21 protein-coding genes are annotated in these 26132 nt (G+C 52.0%); 10 read left to right on the top strand and 11 right to left on the bottom strand.

Features of this window, described 5'->3' with window-relative positions:
- Positions 1-17 precede the first annotated feature (17 nt).
- The 3 genes from LX87_RS03585 to LX87_RS03575 form a co-directional block, all read right to left on the bottom strand.
- Positions 18-926: a DMT family transporter gene (locus LX87_RS03585; RefSeq protein WP_111626785.1), complete on the bottom strand. Its 909-nt coding sequence runs from the start codon at positions 924-926 to the stop codon at positions 18-20.
- Between the two features lie 131 nt (positions 927-1057).
- The gene (locus LX87_RS03580) at positions 1058-2134 is read right to left on the bottom strand and encodes an LptF/LptG family permease (protein WP_111626784.1); all 1077 of its coding nucleotides are present in this window, start codon (positions 2132-2134) and stop codon (positions 1058-1060) included.
- A gap of 26 nt (positions 2135-2160) precedes the next feature.
- Positions 2161-2814 (bottom strand): metal-dependent transcriptional regulator, encoded by a 654-nt coding sequence (locus LX87_RS03575; protein ID WP_111626783.1) that lies wholly within the window; start codon positions 2812-2814, stop codon positions 2161-2163.
- A 235-nt stretch (positions 2815-3049) separates the two neighbouring features.
- Here LX87_RS03575 and LX87_RS03570 point away from each other — a divergent pair, with 235 nt between their 5' ends.
- The 3 genes from LX87_RS03570 to LX87_RS03560 all read left to right on the top strand — a co-directional run bounded on the left by LX87_RS03570 (position 3050) and on the right by LX87_RS03560 (position 7628).
- On the top strand, positions 3050-4363 hold the full coding sequence (locus LX87_RS03570; protein ID WP_111626782.1) for an Nramp family divalent metal transporter: 1314 nt from the start codon (positions 3050-3052) through the stop codon (positions 4361-4363).
- Between the two features lie 183 nt (positions 4364-4546).
- Positions 4547-6490, top strand: a complete 1944-nt coding sequence (locus LX87_RS03565) for a KUP/HAK/KT family potassium transporter (protein WP_111626781.1) — start codon at positions 4547-4549, stop codon at positions 6488-6490.
- Positions 6491-6566: 76 nt separating this feature from the next.
- The gene (locus tag LX87_RS03560) at positions 6567-7628 is read left to right on the top strand and encodes an NAD-dependent epimerase/dehydratase family protein (RefSeq protein ID WP_111626780.1); all 1062 of its coding nucleotides are present in this window, start codon (positions 6567-6569) and stop codon (positions 7626-7628) included.
- Between the two features lie 38 nt (positions 7629-7666).
- Here LX87_RS03560 and LX87_RS03555 read toward each other — a convergent pair whose 3' ends face one another.
- On the bottom strand, positions 7667-8824 hold the full coding sequence (locus LX87_RS03555; protein WP_111626779.1) for a serine hydrolase domain-containing protein: 1158 nt from the start codon (positions 8822-8824) through the stop codon (positions 7667-7669).
- Between the two features lie 187 nt (positions 8825-9011).
- On the opposite strand from LX87_RS03555, the gene LX87_RS03550 reads away from it, so the two are divergent.
- A complete protein-coding gene (locus tag LX87_RS03550; RefSeq protein WP_111626778.1) occupies positions 9012-10256 on the top strand; it encodes a DEAD/DEAH box helicase in 1245 nt (414 codons plus the stop codon).
- A 32-nt stretch (positions 10257-10288) separates the two neighbouring features.
- On the top strand, positions 10289-11146 hold the full coding sequence (locus LX87_RS03545; RefSeq protein ID WP_111626777.1) for a dienelactone hydrolase family protein: 858 nt from the start codon (positions 10289-10291) through the stop codon (positions 11144-11146).
- A 124-nt stretch (positions 11147-11270) separates the two neighbouring features.
- Here the strand turns inward: LX87_RS03545 and LX87_RS03540 are convergent, their stop codons facing one another.
- From LX87_RS03540 to LX87_RS03535, 3 genes are all read right to left on the bottom strand, one after another.
- Positions 11271-12614, bottom strand: a complete 1344-nt coding sequence (locus LX87_RS03540; protein ID WP_111626776.1) for a Gfo/Idh/MocA family protein — start codon at positions 12612-12614, stop codon at positions 11271-11273.
- Between the two features lie 213 nt (positions 12615-12827).
- Entirely contained in the window at positions 12828-13193 is a 366-nt protein-coding gene (locus LX87_RS28500; RefSeq protein WP_146624420.1) for a hypothetical protein, read from the bottom strand.
- Positions 13194-13316: 123 nt separating this feature from the next.
- Positions 13317-14471: a putative sensor domain DACNV-containing protein gene (locus LX87_RS03535; RefSeq protein WP_229310534.1), complete on the bottom strand. Its 1155-nt coding sequence runs from the start codon at positions 14469-14471 to the stop codon at positions 13317-13319.
- A 271-nt stretch (positions 14472-14742) separates the two neighbouring features.
- Here LX87_RS03535 and LX87_RS03530 point away from each other — a divergent pair, with 271 nt between their 5' ends.
- The gene (locus tag LX87_RS03530) at positions 14743-17847 is read left to right on the top strand and encodes a PAS domain-containing sensor histidine kinase (RefSeq protein ID WP_111626774.1); all 3105 of its coding nucleotides are present in this window, start codon (positions 14743-14745) and stop codon (positions 17845-17847) included.
- Here LX87_RS03530 and LX87_RS03525 read toward each other — a convergent pair.
- Positions 17844-18263 (bottom strand): response regulator, encoded by a 420-nt coding sequence (locus LX87_RS03525; protein ID WP_111626773.1) that lies wholly within the window; start codon positions 18261-18263, stop codon positions 17844-17846. The two genes, LX87_RS03530 and LX87_RS03525, sit on opposite strands and share 4 nt — an antisense overlap.
- Positions 18264-18857: 594 nt before the next feature.
- Here LX87_RS03525 and LX87_RS03515 point away from each other — a divergent pair.
- Together LX87_RS03515 and LX87_RS03510 are read left to right on the top strand one after the other, a co-directional pair.
- On the top strand, positions 18858-19298 hold the full coding sequence (locus tag LX87_RS03515; RefSeq protein ID WP_111626771.1) for a hypothetical protein: 441 nt from the start codon (positions 18858-18860) through the stop codon (positions 19296-19298).
- The gene (locus LX87_RS03510; RefSeq protein WP_111626770.1) at positions 19298-19633 is read left to right on the top strand and encodes a LytTR family DNA-binding domain-containing protein; all 336 of its coding nucleotides are present in this window, start codon (positions 19298-19300) and stop codon (positions 19631-19633) included. Before LX87_RS03515 ends, LX87_RS03510 begins: the two co-directional genes overlap by 1 nt.
- Here LX87_RS03510 and LX87_RS03505 read toward each other — a convergent pair.
- The gene (locus tag LX87_RS03505; protein WP_111626769.1) at positions 19630-20256 is read right to left on the bottom strand and encodes a Gfo/Idh/MocA family protein; all 627 of its coding nucleotides are present in this window, start codon (positions 20254-20256) and stop codon (positions 19630-19632) included. The two genes, LX87_RS03510 and LX87_RS03505, sit on opposite strands and share 4 nt — an antisense overlap.
- A 159-nt stretch (positions 20257-20415) precedes the next feature.
- Positions 20416-21075 (bottom strand): hypothetical protein, encoded by a 660-nt coding sequence (locus tag LX87_RS03500; RefSeq protein ID WP_146624419.1) that lies wholly within the window; start codon positions 21073-21075, stop codon positions 20416-20418.
- A gap of 135 nt (positions 21076-21210) precedes the next feature.
- On the opposite strand from LX87_RS03500, the gene LX87_RS03495 reads away from it, so the two are divergent.
- Together LX87_RS03495 and LX87_RS03490 are read left to right on the top strand one after the other, a co-directional pair.
- A complete protein-coding gene (locus tag LX87_RS03495) occupies positions 21211-22734 on the top strand; it encodes an NADH-quinone oxidoreductase subunit N (protein ID WP_111626767.1) in 1524 nt (507 codons plus the stop codon).
- Positions 22735-22937: 203 nt separating this feature from the next.
- On the top strand, positions 22938-24830 hold the full coding sequence (locus LX87_RS03490) for an amidophosphoribosyltransferase (protein ID WP_111626766.1): 1893 nt from the start codon (positions 22938-22940) through the stop codon (positions 24828-24830).
- A gap of 59 nt (positions 24831-24889) precedes the next feature.
- Here LX87_RS03490 and LX87_RS03485 read toward each other — a convergent pair whose 3' ends face one another.
- Positions 24890-26104, bottom strand: coding sequence for a vanadium-dependent haloperoxidase (locus LX87_RS03485; protein WP_310587883.1), 1215 nt, complete (start codon positions 26102-26104; stop codon positions 24890-24892).
- Between the last annotated feature and the right edge of the window lie 28 nt (positions 26105-26132).

Below are 26132 nucleotides of genomic sequence, written 5' to 3'. Positions count from 1 at the left end.
CGTTTCGTAACCCTGGGTTATTGAATCGGATAAACATTTTTCTTATCCATTTTTCGCTGCCAGACCGGATACACCAGCACCGCAACCAGAATCACCACGGTACCTGCATAAAAGCCGGTGGTCATCCGTTCGCGGTCGCCGAAAAACAGCCAGGCCAAGGCAATACCGTATACCGGCTCCAGATTGACGGTCAGGTTTACCGCAAAGGCCGAGAACTTACGCATCAGCCAGACCGAAGCCGAATAAGCGTATACCGTACAGACAAACGCCAGAATGGCAATCCAGAGCCAGTCGGTTGGCTGGGGCCACAGCGATGACGGTGTTTCTAAACCAAATGCCAAATATAACCCCAGAAATAGCAGTGAACCACCAAAAGCCCCCGACATTTCGTAAAAGGTGATGGTCATGGGCGGATACCGCCGGGTAAACTGGCTATTGACAATCGTGAAAACGGCCGCCAGCATGGCCGAGAAAACCGCCATCAGCAAGCCAGCCGCCCGGTCAATTTCAAAACGAAAAATCATGTATAAACCCGCCATAACAAGCATACCAAGTATGACCTCGATCAGTTGCAGCCGTCGGCGGACAAACAACGGTTCGAGCAAACTGGTCCACAGCGAACCGGTTGCCATGCCGGCCAGACAAACCGACACATTGGCGACGCGGGCCGCTCCGAAAAACAAAGCCCAGTGTAAGGCAATCACCACGCCGGTTGCCAATAGTTTCAACCGATCGGCGGGTGCAACCGGCACCATTTTTCGCTGAACCACCAGCAGCAATCCCAGCCCAACAGCCGCCAGCAGCGTCCGGTAGACCACCAGTGTGAGAGCCGGTACGGAAATCAACAGCCCCAGAATGGCTGTAAATCCCCAGATCAGGACCAGGAAATGAAGGTGCAGGTAATCAGTGAGTGTTGGACGGTTCATACAGACCTAGGACCGGGCCTCGTAGGCTTTAGTCCGTTAAATACGTGCGGGGTCACTATTAAATGCAAAAACTTACCCAAACCAAAATGCCTACGCGGCCCGACCTACGTGGCCCGGCCTGCGCGGCCCGGTTATCGTGGAATGGTATGGTACAAGATCAGACCGATGGCGGTAAACACAATATTGGGCAGCCAGACAGCCAGGATCGGATTCAGGTTCCCCGCTTCAGCAATACCTTTGGCCAGCATGAAAAACAGCAGATAGACAAATGCCAGAATAAAGCCCAGCGCGACCTGCCAGCCCACGCCCCGACGGCTTTTCCGGGCCGACATAATGACGCCAATTGCGGTCAGAATCAGAATGGCAAACGGACGCGTCTGCCGCGAGTATTTTTCCAGCAAGTAGGTTTCAACACCGTCGGCGCCCCGGCTGCTGAGCAGGGCAATATAATTGTCGAGTTCGGGGAAGGTAAAAGTTTCGTAGAGACTAAAATCACTGTCAAAGTCCGACGGATAGAGGTTCAGCAGGGTATCAACTTTTTCGCCATGCGTCAGCGTTTCCTGCAAGCCGTTAATTTTCCGTAGGTTGTAATTGTATACCGTCCACTTTTTCTTTTCCGGGCTCCACTCAATGCGCTCACCCGCCATTTTTTGCATCAATTGGTTGCCCTTCACCTCCTCCAGCGTGAATTTATACCCCGTATTGCTCTGGTTGTTATAACTTTCCAGGTAAGCATAGACGTTGGGCGCCACCTTGATGTGAATATTCCGGCCCGAATACGTGTAGGGGTCTTTGGTGTATTTCAACTCAAAAGCGATACGGGTTTGATTGGCTTTCGGCACCACCCAGCCCACCAGAAAATACGTGGCAACGCTCAGGATCAGGGCCCCCAGGGCATACGGAACCATGAGCCGGACAAAGCTGATGCCGCTGCTGAGAATGGCAATAATTTCGGATTTAGCCGCCAGCCGCGAGGTCATAAATACCGTGGCAATAAACACCATCAGCGGACTGATGTAGTTGGCCCAGTACGGAATGAAGTTGAGATAATAATCAAAGATGATCCTGTCGCCGGGGGCATTGTGCTTGTAGAAATCGTCTACTTTCTCCGTGTAGTCAACAACGCAGACTACCAGCACGATAACCATTACGACAAAGAAGTACGTCAGCAAAAACCGCTTTAAAATATACCAATCGAGGAGTTTCATGAAAGCTTGCTGGAGTCCGTTCGGTTTTAATTGACCAGTAAATTTCGGGCCACTTCGTTACTGACAAATAACGTTTTTTCCTGGTTAATCTGTACAGAGACGGATTTATCAAAGGTGTTGATGTCCTGCACCCGTACCCGGCAACCCAGATTAAGACCGGTTTTATCGAGGTGTTGCAGAAATTCCGGCGAATGTTCCAGCACACCCATGACCTGCACCTCCGTTCCGACACCCACCTCCGAGAGTTTGCTGTATTCAACAGCTGGCATCTGCCCCGCCGGACTCGGAATCGGATCGCCGTGGGGGTCAAACTGCGGGTAGCCCAGAAACGCGTCGAGTTTTTCGACCAGCTCCTCCGAACGGATGTGCTCCAGTTCTTCGGCCATTTCATGCACTTCGTCCCAGCCAAACCCCAGCTTTTCGGCCAGAAAAACCTCCCAGATCCGGTGCCGCCGAATTACTTTCAGCGCCAGCCGCTCCCCCTCCGCCGTTAGCCGTACACCCTGATACTTTTTATAATGAATCAGTTGTTTCTCAGCCAGTTTGCGCAACATATCCGATACCGAAGCGGCCTTCGTAGCCGTCATTTCGGCCAGCGAATTGGTTGTAACCTCTCCCTCCTGCCGGGCCGCCAGGTAATAGATGGTTTTTAAATAATTTTCTTCCGTGAATGAATGCATAGGCTCAGGACAGACAAACCGTCTACCCATCTCTACTTAATAGACTTACCACCAGAAAGATAGACACCGTGTCTATTCTATTCTTCTTACAAATCTAGTTTTTTATTACCGTTCAAAAAATTTTTAGACTGCCCTAAATTTTTATTTAGAAACATTAGATATATTTGTTGTGTTATTGTAGACGGAAATTAAATAGCAGCCTAACGCTAGCATTACGAATAAAAATACCTCCATAATGGCACAGGGATGGAAATCTGAAAATTTATCAAAATCATTACCCGAGGTCCACGCCAGTATTCCTGTCCCGGAAAATGGTTCTTTTTTAAAACGGCTGATGGCTTTTGCCGGACCGGGCCTGATGGTGGCCGTTGGGTATATGGACCCCGGTAACTGGGCCACTGATATTGCCGGTGGTTCGCGATTCGGTTACACCCTGTTGTCGGTTATCCTGATTTCCAATTTATTTGCCATGCTCCTGCAGCACCTTTCGCTCAAACTGGGCATTGCTACGGGCCGCGATCTGGCACAGGCCTGCCGCGATCACTACAGCCGCCCGGTGGCGATTGTCCTCTGGGTTCTGTGCGAAATTGCCATTGCCGCCTGCGACCTGGCCGAAGTAATTGGCTCGGCACTGGCGCTGAATCTGTTGTTCGGTATCCCACTGACCGTTGGGGTGTGCATCACGGCGCTGGACGTTTTACTGCTGCTGTATTTGCAACACAAAGGTTTTCGCTGGCTCGAAAGCATCGTAGCGGCTCTGATTTTCGTTATTCTGCTGTGTTTTGGATATGAAATTATTCTGGCCCGGCCCGACGTTTCTGCCATCTTTGGTGGGTTGATTCCGCAGAAAGAAGTGGTAACCAATCCCGGTATGCTCTACATTGCCATCGGTATTCTGGGAGCCACGGTGATGCCGCACAACCTGTATCTGCATTCCAGCATTGTTCAAACCCGCGACTTTGCCCGCACTGAATCGGGCCGCCGGAACGCCATTCGGTTTGCCACCATCGATTCGACCTTATCCCTGTTTATGGCGTTTTTTATTAATGCCGCCATTCTGATTCTGTCGGCTGCGGCTTTTCATACGTCCGGCAATCATGAGGTGGCCGACATAACCGATGCCCACCGCCTGCTCGATCCGCTGCTGGGCGCTACGCTGGCCAGTGTGCTGTTTGCCGTGGCGCTGCTGGCTTCGGGGCAAAATTCAACGCTAACCGGTACACTGGCGGGCCAGATCGTCATGGAAGGCTTTCTGAACATCCGGCTCAAACCGTGGCTCCGCCGACTGATTACCCGTCTAATTGCCATTGTTCCGGCTCTTATTGTCACCATTCTGTACGGCGAACGGGGCACCTCGGAATTGCTGGTTTTCAGTCAGGTGATTTTATCGGTGCAATTGAGCTTCGCCGTCGTGCCGCTGGTGATGTTTACGAGTGATAAGCTGAAAATGGGCGCTTTTGTCAACCCCCGCTGGCTGACCATCCTGAGCTGGGCCGTAGCCGCGTTAATTATTGTGCTGAATCTGGTGTTACTGGCCGGGACCTTATAGGCTGTTTTGCAGAAATTCTGGTGATATAAATAGAAGAAAATCGTTAAGCGAAAGGAGAAGCTGAATCCGCTAAAGGTCACAATGCCTTTTTCCGGATCAATCTTCTCCTTTCTCCTTTTTTTAACGTTATCTTTAAGCCGGATTTTACCGGCTGAACCTGAGTTAGCTCGGCATCTACTTTCTATGGAAGATAAAAAGCACCTGGACAAGGTAAGCGCAGCGGGTTTGCTGGTTGCTCTGGGTATTATCTACGGCGACATTGGTACTTCGCCACTTTACGTGCTCCGGGCCGTGGTTGGCAGCGATCAACCCATTCAGGAAGATATCGTCAGAGGAGCTTTGTCCTGTATCTTCTGGACCATTACCTTACAGACTACCATCAAGTATGTCATTTTGGTATTACGGGCGGATAACCGGGGAGAGGGCGGAACCTTCGCACTCTACGCGCTGGTTCGGCGCCACGCCCGCTGGCTGACCGTTCCGGCCATTATCGGGGGGAGTTCGCTGCTGGCCGATAGCATCATTACACCACCGATTTCGGTTTCTTCCGCTATTGAAGGGCTTCGTATTATTTACCCCGACATTCCTACGGTTCCGATTGTTATTGGCATTCTGGCTTTTCTGTTCCTGATTCAGACGTTTGGGACCAGCGTGGTCGGAACGGCTTTCGGCCCTATTATGCTGTTGTGGTTTACCATGCTCGGCGTACTGGGAGCTTTGCATATTATCGATGATTTATCCATTCTTCAGGCCGTCAACCCCTATTATGTTTATCACTTTCTGAATGATTATCCCGGGGCGTTCTGGCTGCTTGGGGCCGTCTTCCTCTCAACTACGGGGGCCGAAGCCCTCTACGCCGATATGGGGCATACGGGCCGGGGCAACATCCGGGTCAGCTGGATGTTCGTGAAAGCCTGTTTGCTGTTGAATTATTTCGGACAGGGTGCTTTTATTGAAGGGCTGGCGGGCCAGAAGCTCGGCGAGCGAAATCCGTTTTACAGCCTGATGCCCGAATGGTTTCTGTTTGCCGGTATTGTGATTGCCACCGCAGCGACGGTTATTGCGAGCCAGGCCATGATTACGGGCGCTTTTACGCTGATCAGCGAAGCCATCCGGCTCAATTTCTGGCCCAAAGTCCGGTTACGCTACCCGACCAATAAGAAGGGTCAGCTTTACGTTCCGAGCATCAACTGGCTGCTTTTTGCGGGTTGTATTGGAGTGGTTCTGTACTTTCAGGAATCCTCGCGGATGGAAGCGGCTTACGGTCTGGCCATTACGCTGACCATGCTGATGACCACCATTCTGTTTAGCTACTACATGTACTCCCACAAGTTCAACGCGTGGTTTGTCATGTTTTTCCTGATCTTTTACCTGTTCGTGGAAGCCAGCTTTCTGGTTGCCAACCTGGCCAAATTTACGCACGGTGGCTGGGTATCGGTGCTGATCGCCGGGATAATGGCGGGTATTATGATTATCTGGCTGAACGCGAGCCGGATCAAGCTGCGGTTGACGGAATACGTCAAAATCGACCAGTACATCCAGCCGTTCAAGGAACTCAGCCGCGACATCAGCATCCCCAAATACGCCACACACCTGGTGTTCATGAGCAATGCGGCCCGGGCCGCCGAAATCGAGTCCAAAATCATTTATTCGATTTTCCAGAAACGGCCTAAACGGGCTGATATTTACTGGTTTATCCACGTCGATACCACCGATGATCCATACACTATGGAATACAAGGTGAATACCATTGCGCCCGACGATGTCTACAAAGTCACGTTCCGGCTGGGTTTCCGGATTGAGCAGCGGATTAACCTTTTCTTCCGGAAGGTCATTGAAGACATGGTAAAAAATAAGGAAGTGGACATTACCAGCCGGTACGAATCGCTCAGTCGGCAGAATGTCATCGGCGACTTCCGATTTGTGGTGCTGGAGAAATTTCTTTCCTACGAAAACGACCTTCCGTTTCGGGAGCGGTTTGTCATGGATATCTACTTTTTCGTCAAAAATTTCACGACGCCCGAAGACCGCTGGTTTGGCCTCGACACCAGCGCAGTGAAAATCGAGAAAGTGCCGCTGGTCATTCGCCCGGTTGTTAATGTTAAACTCAAACGAATCGATACCTAATAGCCATACGTTAGCAGTCAACGGTTTTATGTTCTAACCAAAGCCATTGATTGACCGCTAATTAACTTTTATCTGAATGAAAATACTGATCACTGGCGGAGCGGGATTTGTTGGCTCCTCACTGGCTTTATCCCTCAAAAGCGACTATCCACAGTACGAAATTTTTGTTCTCGACAACCTCAAACGCAAAGGCTCCGAGCTGAATGTAGCCCGGCTGACCAAAGCCGGTATTCAGTTTGTACACGGCGACATCCGCAACAAGGAAGATTTTGACCCCATTCCGCCGGTTGATACGCTGATTGAAGCCTCCGCCGAACCATCGGTTCTGGCCGGTCTGACCGGAACGCCCGACTACCTGATGAACACCAACCTGTTCGGTACGGTCAACTGCCTGAACTTTGCGCTGAAATCCAAAGCTAACGTCATTTTTCTTTCTACCAGTCGCGTCTATCCGATCAAAACCATCGAAACCTTGAATTTTGATGAGCACGATACGCGGTTTGTGCTTTCGGATAACCAGCCCGTACCGGGCGTTTCGTCGAAAGGCATTGCCGAGAACTTCCCACTCGACGGCGCCCGTTCCCTGTACGGCACCACCAAGCTGGCGTCGGAACTGATTATTCAGGAGTACAACGAGTTTTTTGGTCTGAAAACCGTTATCAACCGCTGCGGAGTGATTACCGGACCGTGGCAGATGGGCAAAGTTGATCAGGGTGTCATGGTACTCTGGATTGCCAAACATTATTTCGAGCAGCAACTGGCGTACATCGGCTACGGCGGAACCGGCAAGCAAACCCGCGATATGCTCCACATTGCCGACCTCTACCGCCTGATCGACTGGGAATTGCATAACATCGATAAAGTTAACGGCGAAATTCTGAATGCCGGTGGGGGTGTCGAAAGCAGCGCATCATTGCAGGAACTGACGAAAATCTGCCAGGAAGTAACCGGCAAAACTATCCCCATCAACAGCGTGGCCGAAAACCGGGCCGCCGACATCCGGCTTTACATTACCGACAACACGAAAGTAACGAAACTGACGGGCTGGAAACCGGAATTGGGCATCAAGGAAATTGTCTCCGATATTGCGCAGTGGCTCGACGAAAACCGGGCGGCTCTCGAACCGATTTTGAAGTAAGAACGAAAAAGGCGGGCCATCGGTCCGCCTTTTTTACTTTATTTAACCGCAGCCAGCACCCGTTTAATCAACTCGTCCGGGTTGCCGTCGTGCCACCGCCAGACGATCACAAGGTCGTGTTCGGGATCAATCCAGATGGTGTTGGAGCCCGCGCCAATGGCGGCAAAGCTGGTTGCCGGGGCGCTGGGCCAGGCTTTCTTCTCAGTGTTAAGCCACCACAAATACCCGTAGTCCGGGCCAACCGGGCCGCGCTGGACGGCGGCTTTAAACCAGTTTGCCGAAACCAGTTGTTTGTCCCGCCAGCGGCCATTTCGCAGGGCCAGGTACCCAAACCGGGCTTCGTCGCGGGTGCTGATCCAGAGGCCACCGCCCCAGCGCGTTCCGCCACTGACCGATGACATCATTTTTCCGTCAATCATAACCCGGGCATTGGGGTACCCCACGTACTGCCACGTATTTGATGCGCCAATCGGGTCCATGATTTCGTCTTTCAGTACGCTGGGCAACGGCTTTTTCCACAGGCGGAGCAGCGACAGCGCCATCCGGTTGATCCGCACGTCGTTGTATTCGTAAAACAGGCCGGGCTGCTGCAAGGTACGCGGTTTCCGTTCCCCTCTGCCGTAAGCCTCCTTTCCCACAAAGTCGTGTTTTTTGCCCCACAACTCTCCTTCCCATTCGCTCGTTTGCTGCAAATGGTGTTCCCAGGTAATTTTGCGGTTTTGCTCAGAATCATAACCGCCGTCGTGAATGGATTTCGCCACCGGATCGTGGACATCATTGATCAGGCCCCGGTCGATGGTCAGCCCGGTCAGCGTAGAAAGGACACTTTTAGCGACGCTGTACGTTGGATCGGGCCGGTCGGTTTCGCCCCACTCGGCCACAATATAACCGTGTCGGAGGATTAGGCCATTGGTCTGGGCGCGGTCCGATGGGACGGGTCCCAGCAAGGTTCCGAAGATTTCTTCCTGCGTCGAAAAATCTGGGGGCATTTGGGTGGTTTCCCGCTGTTTGGCAAACGCAACGGCCTGTCGCAGCAAATCCGCATCCATCCCGACAGCCTCTGGTTGCCGATGTTCCCAGGCATTGCCAGCCGCCGGGAAATAGTCGGTAGTCTGGCTAGAGGATTGCCGGGCAGGTCGCTGGCAGGCCGAAACAAGAAGCGTAACAGCCAGTGCGACGATTTTAAAACGATTCATAGACGAGTGAAAAGAAGCTATTGGCCGGGACAATCTAATCCGTATTGATTCTGGCAAGTTAACAGAATTGGAAGAAAACAAGCCCTGCGGGAAAGCAATAAACCGACCATTTATCGCACGATTTGCTTTAATCACCGCAATAGTGTTATATTGACCAGACTATACACCCAAACTACGGTATTTTAACTTGAAATTCTCAGACTTTGGCTTCGATGAACGCTTGATGGAAGGCATCGACGCCATGAATTACGATACACCCACACTGGTTCAGGAAAAGGTTATTCCGCTTATTCTGGCAGGCAGGGACCTGATCGTGTCGGCGCAAACCGGTACGGGTAAAACGGCTTCTTACCTGCTGCCCATTCTTCACAAAATTACAACCGCTGGCCCCGATGACCACATCAAGGCGCTGGTTATTGTGCCCACCCGCGAACTGGCGATCCAGATTGCCCAGAACCTCGAAGGGTTTTCTTATTTTACTGCCGTCAGTTCGATTGCGGTATACGGCGGGGGCGATGGCGCATCGTACAGCACCGAACGCCAGGCCCTCTCGGGGGGAGCCGACATTGTGATTTGCACACCGGGTCGGATGATTAGCCACCTGAACATGGGCTATGCCAAAATTGAACACTTGCAGTACCTGGTGCTTGACGAAGCCGACCGGATGCTGGATATGGGCTTTTACGGCGACATCGTGAAGATCATTTCTTTCCTGCCCACCAACCGGCAAAGTCTGCTGCTATCGGCCACAATGCCGCCCAAGATTCGGGAACTGGCCCGGAAAATCCTGAAATCACCGGAAGAAATTACGCTCAGTCTGTCGAAGCCACCCGCCAAAATTGTTCAGGAAGCGTTTGTGCTCTACCAGAAACAGAAAATCGCGCTGGTCAAGTACCTGCTGAAGGAACATAGTTTTCCGTCGGTGCTGATTTTTTGTTCCCGCAAGGAAAACGTCAAGCAACTGACCCGCGAGCTGAAACAGACCGGTTTTGCCGCCGAAGCCATTCATTCTGATCTCGAACAACAGGAACGGGAGCAGGCTTTGCAGGCTTTCCGCAGCCGGAAACTGAACATTCTGGTGGCAACCGATATTCTGTCGCGCGGGATTGACATCGACAACATTGACCTGGTAATCAACTACGACGTTCCGCACGACGGCGAAGATTACGTTCACCGGATTGGACGCACCGCCCGCGCCGAAACCACCGGCATTGCCTACACGTTTGTCAGTGAAACGGAGCAACGGAAATTTGCCGCCATCGAACGACTGATCGGAACGCCGGTCACGAAAGTATCGCTGCCGGCTCATCTGGGCGAAACGCTGGAATACAATCCGGGCAAAAGCGGGGCGCAGCCGCAGCGAAAACGCCGAATGAATGCGAAAAAACGCCCCGCACGTCAGAAAAGAAGCAGTGGCGGTTCGGAGCAATAACCCTTTTTGTCTTTTCTCCTACCCTTTCAGCCATGGATCAGCAAATCATCAATCTGTATGACGAGTACACCCACAAACCGCTGAAGCGGGATGTTTTTCTGCAACGACTGGCGAAGCTGACCGGCGGTATGAGCGCGGCTCTGGTGGTTTTATCAACGCTGGAAGTCAACTATGCCCACGCCCAGACCGTAAGCGGCCAGGACGACCGGATTATCACCGAACGCGTTACGTATCCCGGTGCCGACACAACCATGAAAGGCTACCTGGCTCGTCCGAAGGCCAACGGCAAATACGGTTCTGTGGTGGTCATTCACGAAAACCGGGGGCTAAATCCGCATATCGAGGATGTTACCCGTCGGCTGGCCGTAGCCGGTTTTCTGGCGATGGCCCCCGATGCCCTGTCGGCAGCCGGTGGAACGCCCCCCGACGAAACGCAGATGCGGGAATTGTTCGGCAAGCTGGACCCGGAAAAAACCCGGCAGAATTTCCTGAAAGGGCTGGATTACCTGAAAAGCCGTCCGGACAGCAACGGAAAACTCGGTTGTGTTGGTTTTTGCTGGGGCGGGGCCATGGCGAATCAACTGGCTGTTCATGCGCCGGATTTGAAAGCGGCTGTGCCTTTTTATGGCCGCCAACCGGACGTGGCCGATGTACCCAAAATCAAAGCCACGGTTCAACTGCACTACGGCGGTCTGGACGAGCGGATTAACGCGGGCATTCCAGCCTACGAAGAAGCTCTCAAAAAAGCGAACGTGCCGTATCAGTTGTATATCTACGAAGGAACACAACACGCCTTCCACAACGACACCGCCGGACCGCGTTACAACGAAGCCGCTGCCAAACTCGCCTGGGAACGTACCATCGGCCTTTTTAAAGAAAAATTAGCCTGATCGCATACGCCCAAAGGTGCGGTGGATGTTCCTGAAAAACGCTACTTAACATAAAACCGTCAGCCGGACCCGGCTGACGGTTTTATAAGAATGCTTCCAGTTGGAAAGCCGTATTTCTTGCTGATTATACCGGCGGTTCCCAGCCTTTTTCGTACGTCCGGCCCCACAGCTTCATGGCTTCCCGGTCACGGATATGGCCGTTTTTCGTATCAATTTCCAGCGGTTTATTGGTCCGGTACGCAATGTTGGCCAGATGGCAGAGCAACGTACTTTTCGCCCCTTCGTCGATGGGTGAGTTCTGTTTTTCCTTGCCCCGAATGGCGTTGAAGAAGTTGACCACGTGGCGCGTCGTCATATCGCCCCCTCCGCCCAGCGCCGTTCCGGCTTCCGAACCGCTGGATTTGCTGTCTTTGATCATCTTCCCGTCGCGGTTGAAGAGTTTGTAACCATCCCGGTCGACATAAACGCTGCCGGTGCTGCCGTAAATGACGGTTCCGCGGTCGGTGCCGTAGGTTTTGTATCCGTTGCGGCTCTTGCCATCCCACTTGATGATCTTGTTGCCCGGAAACCGGAACGTCGCATCCATGGTGTCGTACATCGACCAGCCGTCTTCCAGAAAATGCCGTTTGGCGGCTTCGACCGTTACAAATTCTGGGTAATCGACCTGCAACGCCCAGCGGGCTACGTCCAGTTCGTGGGTAGCGTTGTTGCCACTTTCGGCGGTTCCGTAGTTCCAGCCGTACCAGTGCCAGTTGTAATCCCAGGTATCGTGCATGTAGGGCGTGCGGGGAGCCGGTCCCTGAAACAAATCCCAATCCAGCCCGTCGGGTACAGGAGCCGCTTTCGGAACGGGTACTTCGCCCCGCTGAGCGCTATAAAATGCAACGGCTTTGTAGGGCGTTCCGATGGCACCGTTGTGAATCTGATTGATGATATCAATCGACTCGGCGGCTGACCGCTGCTGGTTACCCATCTGAATTACTTTGCCGTATTTTTTCTGGATTTCAACCAGAATTTCACCTTCGCGCGGGTTCTGGCTACACGGTTTTTCGACGTAAACGTGTTTGCCCCCCTGCGCAGCCAGCCAGGTTCCGGGTGCATGCCAGTGGTCGGGCGTTGCATTGATCAGCACATCCACGTTTTTGTCGGCAATCACTTTGCGTATGTCGTTTTCCAGCTTCGGCTTATAATCGATATGCTTCGAAAACTTCTGCAAACCCGCTTCGCGCTGCTTTTTCATCACATCGCACAGATACACCAGCTCGACGTTGCTGTCTTTCCTGCCAATTGGGTCGTAGTAGGCACCTAACCGGCGGCCCAGCCCGGCAATGGCTACGTTCAACCGCTCGTTGGCCCCAATAACTTTTGCGTAACTCTTTGCCGACATCCCCGTTGCCAACCCGCCAAAAGTGATTCCGGCGGTGCTCAGAGCGGCTTTTTTGATAAAATCACGTCTGGAATTTTCCATTGAAAACTGATTCTTGAGAATTTATGGCGGTACATAGCCCGGCCGGTATTTACAGCGCGGAATCCGTACGCCAATCTACTCTGTAAGGAAGTCGGCGACGAAAAATACTGTTGTCCGGATGGATTTTCGACGGGAATCTGCCGTTGAAAGGAATTTTATACGGTATCCGGCCATCGACGTGGTTTCGGCTGATGGCCGGATACGGTTTTATGCTTATGACACCAGCGTTTGGCGAGCGGATGATAAATGCAGACGGGAAGGCTCTGTGCCTAACTGTAATTCAATATGGCCATGCACCTCTTCGAATAAGTCCTGAAGCTCGTGTACATACTGGAGATACCGGCGGGTATAGACGCAAAGCCAGCAGTTCATACCGGGTACCAGTCTGACATCTTCCAATAGCCAGGAGTTGGCCGATGGGTCGGGCCAGAAACCGAAAGCTGAAAGCCACGGTTTTGTTAATTTAATCGGTCGGGGACGGTTGGGCGGCTGAAGATCGCGCAACAGCTTTTCAGTTAGTAAAACAGGCTCGTTATGAATGAGGTAATACCGATTGGGCTTGGCGCTATTAGCCATCATACTGAATAAAAGAGTTTTACCAATATAGCTAGAAAAGAAAAATACAGGATACCGGCACACAGCAAGCGGTACGACGGTTTACTAACCGGTCATACTATAATCTGCGTAAGGCCCCAAATTGTTTTACAATAAGAGCGAATCAACCCGGTGGGCGTGTACCATCAGGTCATTCGGTGACCAGGCAAAGATCGTAAAACGACCATCCTGAGAAGCCACCAGTGCCACGGCATCGCGCTGATCGTAGATAAACTGGGCCGCCGACAGATGGCGGGTTCCCCCGATCTGGGCCGGATGCACCACAACCGCTTCATTGCCCACGATGGGTTCTGTCCAGATGATCTGTTCCACCCGATCGCTCAGGGCCGAACGGCCTATTTTTGCCCCAAACGCCAGCACCTCATACCGATCATTGATGATTGTGGCTCCATCCACGGCGGTCAGCCCGGCAATGCTGTCAATGGACAGACTAACGTCACGACGCCAGACATTCTCTTCCTTTTCCTGCCGCAATAATTCTGCCAACTGGGAGAAAACCGGAACCACCGGATAGGAAATTGGCTGGATAATGGAATCGCGCCACGCATTACTCATCGAAGGAACAACCAGCAGCAAGCCGCCCCGCCCGTGAGCGCGCATGGAAACCGCCAGCTGAACCAGGATATTCATTGAGTTATTCCAGAACGAGGGCAGCGTGAAACCCAGCATCGACGTTACCACAATAGGGCAATCGAGCGAATCGGCCGTACTTTCATCCACGATTTTGATCTGGTCACCTTTTAGAATGGCTACGTTGACGAACTTGCCAAAGCCGTCGAGCCGACGGTGTTTAATGACCAGCAGACCCGGTTCGATAACCTCCAGCACGAAGCAGTTGCCCGGAATTTCCCGGGTAGTTCCCCAGATATAGAGTTCCTCTCCTTCGCACCAGACGCCGAGGTGAATACCCGGTCGCTCGACGGCCGGGGCCAGCTTGGTTAGAATGTCGGGCGTAAACCGCAATCGGTGGGCAAAAATAAGAGGCCGACCGGCTTGCTGGGGCGGCAGAAACGCCAGTGTTACCTTCGGCGAATAGCCTTCTTCGTGCCGCAGGCTGGCCCAAAAAGCGGTATCAATCATTGCTTCAATTTCCGGTGCATGCGGTTGATGCACGGCTTCAGGGCCACCGTTCAGCGTGGCAGTAGCAAAATGATGGTCGAAATAAGATTCTATCGTTCCGGCTACCGATCGGGCGGCCTGGTATGTTGCTTCAAAGGGCATATTCTTCGTGACTCCTGGCATGTATTAACAAGAAACTAAGCCAGATTTAAGTTCCTCCAACAATATGCGGTTTACCGTGTTTAATTGACATCCCCTGGGCAAAAACCGTCAGAAGAATTGATTATCAAGTTAATAAATAATCCCACATGAATTTTATACCGGCCCTTCACTACCGGGGAGCTGACTGTGAGACCGTCCGTTATAAACTAATTCTGGAATTCTTTGTATTAGAATTCCAGGTGCATTTGGGTACCTTTAAAACTGCATTTTTTTAAAAGAGGGAGATAAGTTTGTGAATACGGACTCAGAAACGAGTAATGGGTTATTTGAACTACTGACTAAGGCAACCCGGGACGCCGTCTGGAACTGGAACCTTGAAGCCAATACCGTCTGGTGGAACGAAGGATATACTATATTATTTGGTCACCCCGGATCACCGGCCGATTACGGCCTGGAATCGTGGTCCGATTATGTGCATCCGGAAGATAAAGAACGTATTATAGGCGGTATTCACCGCATCATCGACCAGGGGGGCGAAAACTGGTCGGCAGAGTACCGGTTTCGGCGGGCCAATGGCTCCTACGCCATCGTCTACGACCGGGGCTACATCATGCACCGGGACGGCAGGGCAATCCGCATGGTGGGTTCCATGCAGGACATTACCGAACGGGTAGCCCTGCAACAGTTACGCACCGAAAGCGAGGAACGCCTGCGTATTGCTCTGGACTCCGCTCAGTTAGGAACCTGGGATCTTGATCTGCTTCAGAACGCGGTCATCGCCGACGACCGGTGCCGGGCTTACCTGGGGCTGACGGAAGGCAATCAGCTCACCTTTGAGCAGGTTCTCCGCTGCATTCATCCCGATGATCAGGATCGGGTCAGCAAAGCCGCTCAGCGGGCATTAACCCCGCAGTCGGGTGGTAGTTTCGACATTAGTTTCCGGACTATTGGCGTACAGGACAGCAGACTGCGCTGGGTTCGTTTTATGGGTCAGGCGCACTTCAACGCAGCCGGGCAACCCTACCGGTTTTCGGGAGTTGCCCACGATACAACAGACGACGTACTGGCGCAGGAAAAAACCGCCCTCTCCGAGCAGCAGGCCCGTTTAGCCCTGGAAGGGTCGGGTTCCGGGTCGTTTTCGGTTGACCTGGAAACCAATGAAGTTCTTTACTCTCCGGCACTGGTCCGCATTCTGACCGGTACCGAGCAGCTCGGTCTGACGCGCAACAGCCTGGTGGAACACCTGCATCCGCTGGATGTTCCGGTTCGGGAGCAAGCCTACCAGCTAGCGCAACGCACCGGCACCTTAACTTATGAAGCGCGCTATATCTGGACCAACCAGGAGGTTCACTGGGTGAAAGTGCTGGGCCAGTATCTCTACAATACCGCCGGAAAGCCGGTTTCGTTTTCCGGCATTGCGCTCGATATTACCCAGCAGAAAGAAAACGAATCCGTGCTTAAAAAGGCCGAAGACCGTTTCCGTAACCTGGTGCTTCAGGCCCCGGTTGCTATCGGTATTCTGGGCGGAGAAAGGCTTGTCATTGAAACCGCCAACGAGGCTATCCTGAAGTTATGGGGGAAAGATGCTACCATTCTTGGGCTGCCGCTGCTGGACGCTCTGCCCGAAATTCATGGACAAGGTTTTGCGGAGTTATTACAAAAAGTGTATAAAACCGGGACTTCGCACTACGGTTTTGAAACCCTGACGCGCTTATACCGCAACAATCAGCTGGAAGACGCCTATTTCAATTTCGTGTACGCGCCCATGCGTAACGAAGCCGGAGACATCACAGATGTTATGGTGCTGGCCTCTGAGGTCACCCCGCAGGTAAAGGCCAAACTGGCCCTGGCAGAGAGCGAACAGCGTTTCCGCAACCTGATTGAGCAGGCTCCGGTGGCTATTTCGCTGTACACCGGGCCGGATATGGTGATTGAAATGCCGAACCAAATCATGCTCAAATTTTGGGGGAAGGATGATACCATCAAGGGAACACCGTTGCGGGAGGCCCTTCCTGAGTTGCAAGGGCAGCCGTTTCTGGACATTCTGGACCGGGTTTACAGGACCGGTGTTGAACACGCGTCGCAGGAAGCCGAAGCCCGACTGATGGTGGACGGCCAGCTCAATACGTATTATTTTAACTATACCTATAAACCGTTGCGTAATTCCGACGGAGAAGTGTATGCGATTCTAAACATAGCTATCGACGTTACCGAGCAGGTGCTGGCCCGCCGGAAGGTCGAAGCGAGTGAAGCCCGGTTTCGTACGCTGCTCGAAGCGATTTCGCCCATGACGTGGACCAACACGCCCGAAGGAGAAATTACGTTTTACAATCAGCAATGGTACACTTACACGGGTCTGGACGAGGAGCAAACCAGAACCCAGGGCTGGCCGGCGGTGGTGCATCCGGACGATCTGCCGGCAACCCTGGCCGCCTACCATAAAGCCCTGACATCGGGCGACGTTTTTGTGGTTGAAAACCGATACCGCCGGGGTCTGGATGGTATGTACCGCTGGCATCTCAACCGCGCACTACCCATCCACGACGAAACCGGAACGATTACGCTCTGGGTTGGAACGGCGACGGATATTCACGAGCAGAAACGAATTGAAGCCGAGCTGGAAAGCCAGGTGCAGGCCCGCACGCAGGAATTGAACGAATCGAATCTGGAACTACGCCGGTCCAACGAGAATCTGACGCGTTTTGCGTACGTAGCCTCTCACGATTTGCAGGAACCGTTACGCAAAATTCAGTCGTTTGGAAGTCTGTTGCAGACTCAGCATGGCGCTGATCTGGGCGAAACCGGCCAGGATCTGATCAACCGGATGCAGGTGTCGGCCCGGCGGATGTCGGAATTGATCCGGGATTTGCTGGCCTTCTCGCGTGTTTCGACCCGCCAGCAGACCTATGACCCGGTTTCGCTGACAGAAATTGTCACTAAGGTGTTGGAAGTACTTGAATTACAAATTCATCAGTCGGGTGCTACCGTCCAGCACGATCCGCTACCGACTCTGACCGGGGATGCTTCGCAGTTTGGCCAGCTTTTTCAGAATCTGGTGTCGAATGCCATTAAGTTTCGTCGCCCGGATACCGCGCCGTCTATCCAGATTACGTACACCGCCCTGATGGCCCACGAACTGCCGGAAAAAATCAAGCTTCCCCGGCCCGCCAGCCGCTACCACCTGATCAGCGTCATTGACAACGGTATTGGTTTTGACGAAAAACACGCCGACCGTATTTTTGAGGTTTTTCAGCGATTGCACGGGCGGTCGGCCTACAGCGGCACCGGCGTTGGGCTGGCGATCTGTCAGAAAGTGGTAGAAAATCACGGGGGCGCCATTACCGCCCATAGTCAGCCCGGTCAAGGCAGTACGTTCAGAATTTATCTACCCATTTAATCCAACCGGTTGTTCATCTCAAATCCGGATTTCACCAGCAAACCGCATACGGTACGGGCGAAGTTCTGCCAGGCGGTGTAGTCATTAGGCTTGATCCAGCACCAGGCAACATTGAGTTTCTGGCAATAGGTTTCCCAGCTAGGATCTATTTCGGAACTCATCCAGGCTAACGGAACGGTTTCCAATGCGGATTTGGCCCGTAGTGCTTCCGTTAGTTCCAGTCCGTTCATTCGGGGCTGGTGGAAATCAATTAAAATCAGATTAGGAAGAGAATCAGACCCGTCCATATAACGCAAAAGACTTGCAGCATCGGTAAACGGATGAATCTGACAGATTCCACCAATCTGTAGCATCGCTTTTTGCAGTAGCCACAAATCGTCCTCATCGTCGTCTACTACCAGTATAAGTGGCTTCATAAAAATCAATCAACTGCAAGCACCTGAATCACAGGCGCACTATCTCATTTTTCAGATCAGAGAAAAACCCTTTGTCCATAAACGCGTTTCCGGGCGGTTTGTTCGATTTTTCTCTGCTGGCAGATGCCTTCTGGTCGTGGACGAATAACAATTTTCACCTCCTCATTCTCTTCCTTCGCCCGGGTAAGAACAGCGGTATTCTTACATGCACCCGGCCCTTTATACTCCTTCAGACTTGCTAACCATTCCCGGTGTATAAAAAGTCCACCGTTTATTTTCGCAGACACGGGGTTGAAACTAAGCTCTTCTACAGACCTATAAAACAGCCTTTTCCGTAAGCTGTTTGTCTGACAACCTGTATACCAAATCACCTGAAAGAGTAACAACGCCCCTGACCTGACTTTCCGGTTTTAAAACCTGTAAAGCGGTATGGATAAAACCTATTTTGAAAAAAATTTTACGAACTGAACGATAAACCGCATAAAATGGCATTGAAATTGGACGAAATGAAATGAACCTTACTCACGATCGTACAGCAGTTGCCCCGGAGGCAGCGTGTCTTGTTTTGCAGGTGAGCTATCCTCATTATTTGAAATGTCTTTCTGGTTTACTCAACGCAATCGAATTGAAACTGAACTTACTGAAACGCTTCCTGAGGCCGCTCCGTCGGCCCTGGATTTAAAAGTAGCAGCAATTGCTAATGAAGCGTTCCTGTATCACTCTAAAGTCTGGGCGCAGAAACGCCTTTCTTTATCGCAGATTATGGCGCAGGCCCGGTGGTTTATCCTGTGGCACGACCCGGCGGGGAACGCAACTCCTTACGGATTTGCGGTTCTGGAAGAAGGCCCCCATGCTGTTTACGGGTACAGCTTATGGGCCCGTCAGAGCGGTCGGATTCAACGGATCGCAACGGCAACAGCCAAAATTGTACTGGATGATTATTTACAAGCAGATCGCTGCGAACTAACTACGGAAGCAGGTCAGGTCCGTCAATTTTTGCGGAACGTCTCCCACCAATTGACGATTCCCTCGTAATGCAGCCGAAAACCGATTTATTACAACTCAGAGGGTATAAATCTCCTTTACCGCTCTCTGATCTCATTTGGCTGGAGGGCAACAGTAATTATAGCCTGTTGCACCGTCATAATGCGCCGAAATTGATGACGGCAAAAACGCTGATACGATGGCAAAAACTTCTTCCTGATTTCATCCGCATTAGCCGCGGGGCACTTATTAACCCGCATCATATCGTACGATTTGAACGGCTATCGACTTACCAGGTTGAAATTACGTTAACGAATGGCCTGGTTTTGCCGGTTGCCCGTCGGCGAATTTCGCATGTTTATAAAGTGCTTCAGAAGCGTGACTAATTGGCCGGAGCCCATTCCGGCCTGTTATGATTTCGAATATAGCAATAGTCTACCCGGTCTAGATAGTCGCCACTTACTTTCATGCTACCATTTTCGGCCAGCAGGGTAAGGCTATTTTCAAACGTGCTGCCCCAGGTCGCCGTTGCAAAGCTCAGGCAGCCCGTTCCACCACCCGACAGGCTGAACAACACAAATCCGTTGTCGTCCCTATCAGTCGGGTGGTCTAGGTTCATCAGCCGGGCTTCGGTCGGCCTTATACCACCAAACAGGTTGTGAAGCAGATTGATGTAGTGAAAAAAATGAGTATATAACGCATCTTCCGTAAGCTCCCGGCGACCGTGCCAGCTTCCAGAAGTATAATATCCTTCGTCGCGTTTCCAATAACAGCTAACCTGAACCAGTCTGATATTTCCCAACACTCCGGACTTGATCACGTCTTTCAGCCGGTGTAAAGCCGTTGGATACCGATTGGGAAGGCTGTCAAACCCATCTTGATGACGCATCAGGGCGTTATGCAGTGCTCGTCTGGCCTCCGGATTCCCGGCAATCACTTCGCCTGGGGATCTTTGAATGCGATCACCGGCCACGATTGTCCCCCGAATCGGTTTTTCTGAAGCGTTCATCTCGCAGTAATGTATTTAGATTGAACATCGAATCGTAACAAAAAGGTAACGAAATGGAGTTCCCCTATTCCGCCCAAGGCTTTAGCAGGGAAAATTGAGGAGAGACAAGCAGCCGTACGTTTCTGGCAACGGTGTTTCCTCTGGTCTCATCTCGTTGCCTTACTTTGCATTATATCTTTCCACTACCGCAATCAGCCCGGTTTCATCGTTGAGGTTGAGGTCCTGCTCTTTGATAACTTTTTCAAGGCGGTCTTTCTGATCGGACAGAGCGGCCAATACCGATTTTTTGTTTTTCTGAATCCGCTGGACCGTCCCGTCCGGTTTCGCCACAAAATACAACTCCTGTTTCTGGAATTCTTTCGTTACCGTGGCGGAGTTGAACGGTTTATTTTCGATCATATTCACTTTAAATTGCTTGAGCAGCTTCGCAGGACCGTCCACCAGAACCTGATAGAAGGTGGTGGGCGTATTGTTGTTGACGGCGGCAAAACCGTTCCGGAAAATCATCTCCCCGCTGTCGATAATCCGAAATTCCTTCATGGCACCCGGACTCAGTCGGTACGTCTGGTTGTTTTGCTGGTATTCCAGTTCCGCCCCATACACGTCGTAGCGTAATTTCAGGTTTGGATATAATTTGTTGGTAGCGGCCATTACCGTCCCTTCCTTCCAGGCTTCGTTCAGATACGGCGATCCCTGTACATCGACATACTTGGTAGCCTGCAACACCTGCCCATTCACATCCGTCAGAAAAACACCCTGAGCCCGGGTTCCGGTTGCCAGGCCCAGAACAATCAGGCCCGAAATCAGCATTGCCTTCATTAGAAAATCATTGTTTAAACTGTTGATAAAGAGCCTATACGACCTACGGCCGTACAAGATAACGAACCAATCCGAAAACCAGTACGCTTTTTTTGTACCTTTACCGCCGTCAAAATCTGCCCATTTTTCTTCGCTTTGCAACTCATTGATCAACTGAACGATAGTATACGGAGCCTGGCCGGTTTCTGGCCGGAGCTTGCGCTGGTATTTGCTATCGGTATCGTTATTCTGGCGGATTTGGTTCTGATGCCCCGTTCAAAAGTCCGGCAGTTCAGTCCAAAACCGGAACTCATGGAAGGTTCGTTCAGCCAATTGACCAATGCCAGAAACCGTTCTGTTGTCTACGCACTTTCGCTAATGGCGGTGGTGGTGGCTGGCGTCCTGCTGGCCGTACAATGGTCGCAGCCCCGGGGTTTTCTATTTAGTTCGGCCCTGCTGCTCGACAACCAGGCGGTATTCTATAAAATGGTGGTCACGCTGGCGGCTTTTTTCGCTATTCTGCACGCCTGGCTGCTGCCCCCGCGAAACGGTTTTCCGCTCGACTGGCTCCCGATTCTGCTGGCCATGCTCCTCGGCTTGTACCTGATGACTATGGCCGTCAACCTACTGACGGTTTACCTCAGCATTGAACTAGTGTCGATTAGTTCGTATCTGTTAACAGCACTTTCAACCGACCGCAAAGCGTCGGAAGGCGGTCTGAAATACCTACTTTTTGGTGCCGTCAGTTCGGCCATCATGCTCTACGGCATGTCGCTGCTGTATGGTCTGACCGGCACCCTGTCGCTGGCCGAATCGGCCGAACCCCTGACGAGCAATGATTCGTTTGTTATCTACATTGCGGGCTTTCTGACGCTGGCTGGTATTTTGTTTAAACTGTCGCTGGTTCCGTTTCATGTCTGGACACCCGACGCCTACGAAGCTGCGCCTACACCCGTTGTGGCGTTTTTCTCGGTGGGTCCGAAAGCCGCAGCCCTGCTGGTGCTCATGCGGATACTGACTGCCCTGCCCGCTAATTTTCAGATCCCGTTGGCCGCTATCGCCCTGGCCAGCATTACCCTGGGTAACCTGTCGGCCCTCTGGCAAACCGACGCCAAACGGCTGCTGGCCTACTCGTCCATTGCCCACGCTGGTTTTTTGCTGGTAGGCATTGTGAGTTTCAACGAAACGGGGTTCGAAGCCTCGACTTTTTATGTAGCCACGTACGTCTTCATCAACATGGCGGCTTTTCTGCTGATTGACCTGCTGGCCCACCAGCACGACGGACGGCTTTCGCTTCAGGATTTCAGTGGATTAGGATTTACCCAACCGTTTCTTGCCTTTGCACTGACGGCGGTTATGATTGCGCTGACCGGCCTGCCGCCAACGGTAGGCTTTACGGCTAAGCTGCTGGTTTTTTCGTCACTGCTGGAAGCGTATCAGTCAAACGGAAATCCGTGGCTGCCCGCCTTGTTTGGCTTTGGCCTGCTAAATGCCGTTATCTCCCTCTTTTACTACCTCCGGATACCGTTTTTGCTCTACTTCCGCCCAACCCTTACCGACCAGCCCGTTGTTAAAGCGTTGAGTCGGCCCCAATTTGTTTTAGCGGCCGTATTGGCCCTGCCGGTTGTGCTGCTGTTTTTTAAACCCGACTGGTTACTGCGGTGGATTGAACGTTTATAAGTGAATAGCTTTTTATTAAAATAAATAGACAAAAATCATTTCAGAAGCTTCTGGAGCGATTTTTGCCCCGCTGAAAGGACCAACAAAAAAAGTCTTGTTAACGGTAAAGGTTCGGCTTTGTCCTTTTCGTAACTTTGCCTTAACTCCAATTGAACGAAAATCAATCTTCGGAAGTTACCTTCATAACAACTAAAGCACCAGGCATGAGCGACGCCATAAAGCACGAGTGCGGAATTGCCCTGATCCGGCTCCGCAAGCCATACCAGTATTATATCGATAAGTATGGCACTCATTTATACGGCATCAACAAACTGTATCTGCTGATGGAAAAACAGGTAAACCGGGGCCAGGACGGCGCCGGGGTTGCCAACATCAAAATTGACGTACCCCCCGGCCACCGCTACATCAGCCGCTACCGCTCGGTAGCCAACCAACCGGTCGCCGACATCTTCCAGAAGATTAACAAGAAATTCCGCAAAGCACTTAAGAAAAACAAGGATAAAGCCCGCGACGCCCGTTGGCTACAGGAAAACCTCGCCTTTACGGGTGAAGTTCTGATGGGCCACCTGCGCTACGGCACCCACGGTGCCAACGAAATTGAAAACTGCCACCCGATGCTCCGCCAGAACAACTGGCGCAGCCGCAACCTGGTGATTGCCGGTAACTTCAACATGACCAATGTTGATGAGTTGTTCAAGAAACTGGTTTCCTTAGGTCAACACCCCAAGGACGAGGTGGACACCGTCACCGTCATGGAAAAAATCGGCCACTTCCTGGACGAAGAAAACCAGCGCGTATTCGACCGGTTCAAGGGCATTTACGAAAACCCCGACCTATCGGATATCATCGAGGACAACATGGACCTGCAACGGGTGCTGCACCGCTCCTGCCGCGATTTTGACGGCGGGTATGCGATGGTCGGCATGACGGGTTTCGGAGCCGCGTTTGTCGCCCGCGATCCGGCAGGGATTCGCCCGGCGTATTATTATGCCGATGATGAAGTGGTGGTGGTGGCCTCCGAAAAACCAGCGATCAAGACGGCTTTTAACGTTGAATACGAACAGATTCACGAAGTGAAACCCGGTCATGCACTGATCGTTGACAAGTACGGCGAATACGGCGAACATGAATTTGTCAAACCGATTGAAAAACGGTCGTGCAGCTTTGAACGGATTTATTTCTCGCGTGCTTCCGATCCGGATATTTACAGCGAGCGCAAAATGCTCGGCAAGTTGCTGATTCCGCAGATTTTACAGGAAATTGATTACGATCTGGAGAACACGGTATTCTCTTACATCCCGAATACCGCCGAAACCGCTTTCTTCGGAATGGTGGAAGGACTGGAAGAACATCTGGCCAAACAGCGCAAGAAAGCCATTATGGAGGGCATTCTGTTCGAGAAAGACCTCGATCGGGTGCTGTCGTTCCGTCCGCGAGTTGAGAAACTGGTTTCGAAAGATGTCAAACTCCGGACGTTTATTACCGATGACTCTCAGCGGGATGAAATGGTTTCCCATGTGTATGACACCACCTTTGAGGTAATCCGGAAGGGTGTGGATAACGTGGTGGTCATTGATGATTCCATCGTTCGGGGTACGACGCTGGAAAAGAGCATTCTAAAAATGCTCGACCGGCTGGGACCCAAGAAAATCATCATTGTTTCGTCTGCTCCGCAAATCCGCTTTCCCGACTGCTACGGTATCGATATGTCCAAAATGAAAGAGTTTGTGGCATTCCGGGCCACGTTGCAGTTATTGCAGGAAAGCGGTCTGGACAACCGGATGGATGAAATCTACGCGCAGTGTGTGGCCGCCATCGAATCCGGCAATGCGTCGGCGACGAACTATGTCAAGGCGTTGTACGAGCCATTCACCCACGAACAGATTTCGAATAAGGTGGCTGAAATCGTAACGCCGAAAGACCTGAAAGCAGACGTAGCGGTGATTTTCCAAACCGTTGAAAACCTCCGCAAAGCTTGCCCAAACCATTCCGGCGACTGGTATTTCACGGGTAATTACCCAACACCGGGCGGCAACAAAGTCGTCAATAAAGCCTTCGTTAACTACATGGAAGGCAAAGGCGTACGGGCTTATTAAGAATAAGGAATTAAAAGTTAAGAGTGATGAGCGGGTTTGTACCTACCTCATCACTCTTTTTATTTTCTCCATGACAGCCGGTTAATGTTCTGCCCGATTATCTTTCCAGTACTCAGGCCGGTTTCGTTATCCTGCCGGGTATGAATACCGCCCAGATACCTCGAATACGCCGACTCTTCAGCCGCCTGCCAGAACGATGTAAAACTCCGCGCCTTAAAATCAGTATTCCGTTTCAAATCCCGGATTCGGCTGACGTGCGAGTTATCAGTAAATGAAAAGGATTCGCCGTAGATGCCAGCCAGAACAATAGCCGCTGCCGCTGACTGCGTGGCGTGTCCGGACGTATAGCCGGGAAAAGGCGGAGCAGGCCAGAACGGTGTCCAGCTCGGATCAATCGTCCGACGCACAAACGTGTAAGGGCGCTCATTATTGAAGACATATTTACATTTCCAGCAAACCGTAAAGGCGTCGGCCACGGCTATCCCCGTTCGGGCGAGCGTTTCGGCTGCCGTACCCAAATCCGCCCGGGCCGTTTGAATAGTGATCCGGGCCAGGTTATACGAATGTCCAGGAGGTGTAAAGGTTTCGCTCGGGTCATCGGCCCACCAGATCGAAATCTCCTTCTCCGTCTGCGTTAAGGACTTATTTTTGGTGTATACTTCCAGATACTGAGCGAAATAGTGCGATTTTACATCAGCCGACACCGGAAGTGGCCTGGGCATCGGAAGGACGGCATTGCTGGTTAAAAAGGTACGGTTTCGGCCCCAGTACGGCTGCATCGGAATTTTCCGGCCATTCTCGGTCGGTTGCCAGGCCCCGTTGAAAAGCGGAGGTTTATAATCCGCCGGGAAGTTTCGATTATAGCCTTCGTGCCCGCCGTCGGCTTTGGACCATTCGAAAACCGCATCGGCAATTTGCTTTCCAAAAGCCGTGGATCGCTCCAGTGTTGCATCGCTAAGATTTTCAGATTGGAACCCGGCCACGAGTCGGTTTTCCAGCGAATCAATTTTGGCTTTGTTTGCCTCACTGGTGTTGGCAAAGAGCATTCGCAGCATCTGAGCTTCTGCTGCGTTTGCAGAGGCCGCCCAATGATAGTCGGCTTGTGGGTCTACGCGCGGCAAGTTCTTCAAACCATCTAACTGCCCGGCCATCGACTGGTGCGTTGGCAGACCGGGGACTACGGCTTCGTACAGAGCCAGCCCCCCGTAGCCTAGTGACCGTGAAGCGACCGGTGGCGTAAATCCAGCCGTATGCTGAATAAGAAATAACTGCATTGCTGACCATTGGAGCGCAACATCCGCC

Origin of the sequence: Larkinella arboricola (assembly GCF_003259745.1) — a bacterium.
In the GTDB taxonomy this organism is placed as follows: domain Bacteria; phylum Bacteroidota; class Bacteroidia; order Cytophagales; family Spirosomataceae; genus Larkinella; species Larkinella arboricola.
Note: the sequence above shows the minus strand (reverse complement) of the source record. Positions and strands in the feature narration are given on the sequence as shown.

Excerpts from the sequence above, each read along its gene's own strand:
- LX87_RS03505 (WP_111626769.1), bottom strand. The coding sequence starts at position 20,256 with ATGAACGCTTCAGAAAAACCGATTCGGGGGACAATCGTGGCCGGTGAT.
- LX87_RS03540 (WP_111626776.1), bottom strand. The coding sequence starts at position 12,614 with ATGGAAAATTCCAGACGTGATTTTATCAAAAAAGCCGCTCTGAGCACC.
- LX87_RS03585 (WP_111626785.1), bottom strand. The coding sequence starts at position 926 with ATGAACCGTCCAACACTCACTGATTACCTGCACCTTCATTTCCTGGTC.
- LX87_RS03555 (WP_111626779.1), bottom strand. The coding sequence starts at position 8,824 with ATGAATCGTTTTAAAATCGTCGCACTGGCTGTTACGCTTCTTGTTTCG.
- LX87_RS03535 (WP_229310534.1), bottom strand. The coding sequence starts at position 14,471 with ATGCCAGGAGTCACGAAGAATATGCCCTTTGAAGCAACATACCAGGCC.
- LX87_RS03565 (WP_111626781.1), top strand. The coding sequence starts at position 4,547 with ATGGAAGATAAAAAGCACCTGGACAAGGTAAGCGCAGCGGGTTTGCTG.
- LX87_RS03510 (WP_111626770.1), top strand. The coding sequence starts at position 19,298 with ATGCAGCCGAAAACCGATTTATTACAACTCAGAGGGTATAAATCTCCT.
- LX87_RS03575 (WP_111626783.1), bottom strand. The coding sequence starts at position 2,814 with ATGCATTCATTCACGGAAGAAAATTATTTAAAAACCATCTATTACCTG.
- LX87_RS03580 (WP_111626784.1), bottom strand. The coding sequence starts at position 2,134 with ATGAAACTCCTCGATTGGTATATTTTAAAGCGGTTTTTGCTGACGTAC.
- LX87_RS03490 (WP_111626766.1), top strand. The coding sequence starts at position 22,938 with ATGAGCGACGCCATAAAGCACGAGTGCGGAATTGCCCTGATCCGGCTC.
- LX87_RS03570 (WP_111626782.1), top strand. The coding sequence starts at position 3,050 with ATGGCACAGGGATGGAAATCTGAAAATTTATCAAAATCATTACCCGAG.
- LX87_RS03545 (WP_111626777.1), top strand. The coding sequence starts at position 10,289 with ATGGATCAGCAAATCATCAATCTGTATGACGAGTACACCCACAAACCG.
- LX87_RS03525 (WP_111626773.1), bottom strand. The coding sequence starts at position 18,263 with ATGAAGCCACTTATACTGGTAGTAGACGACGATGAGGACGATTTGTGG.
- LX87_RS03515 (WP_111626771.1), top strand. The coding sequence starts at position 18,858 with ATGTCTTTCTGGTTTACTCAACGCAATCGAATTGAAACTGAACTTACT.
- LX87_RS28500 (WP_146624420.1), bottom strand. The coding sequence starts at position 13,193 with ATGATGGCTAATAGCGCCAAGCCCAATCGGTATTACCTCATTCATAAC.
- LX87_RS03560 (WP_111626780.1), top strand. The coding sequence starts at position 6,567 with ATGAAAATACTGATCACTGGCGGAGCGGGATTTGTTGGCTCCTCACTG.
- LX87_RS03500 (WP_146624419.1), bottom strand. The coding sequence starts at position 21,075 with ATGAAGGCAATGCTGATTTCGGGCCTGATTGTTCTGGGCCTGGCAACC.
- LX87_RS03485 (WP_310587883.1), bottom strand. The coding sequence starts at position 26,104 with ATGCAGTTATTTCTTATTCAGCATACGGCTGGATTTACGCCACCGGTC.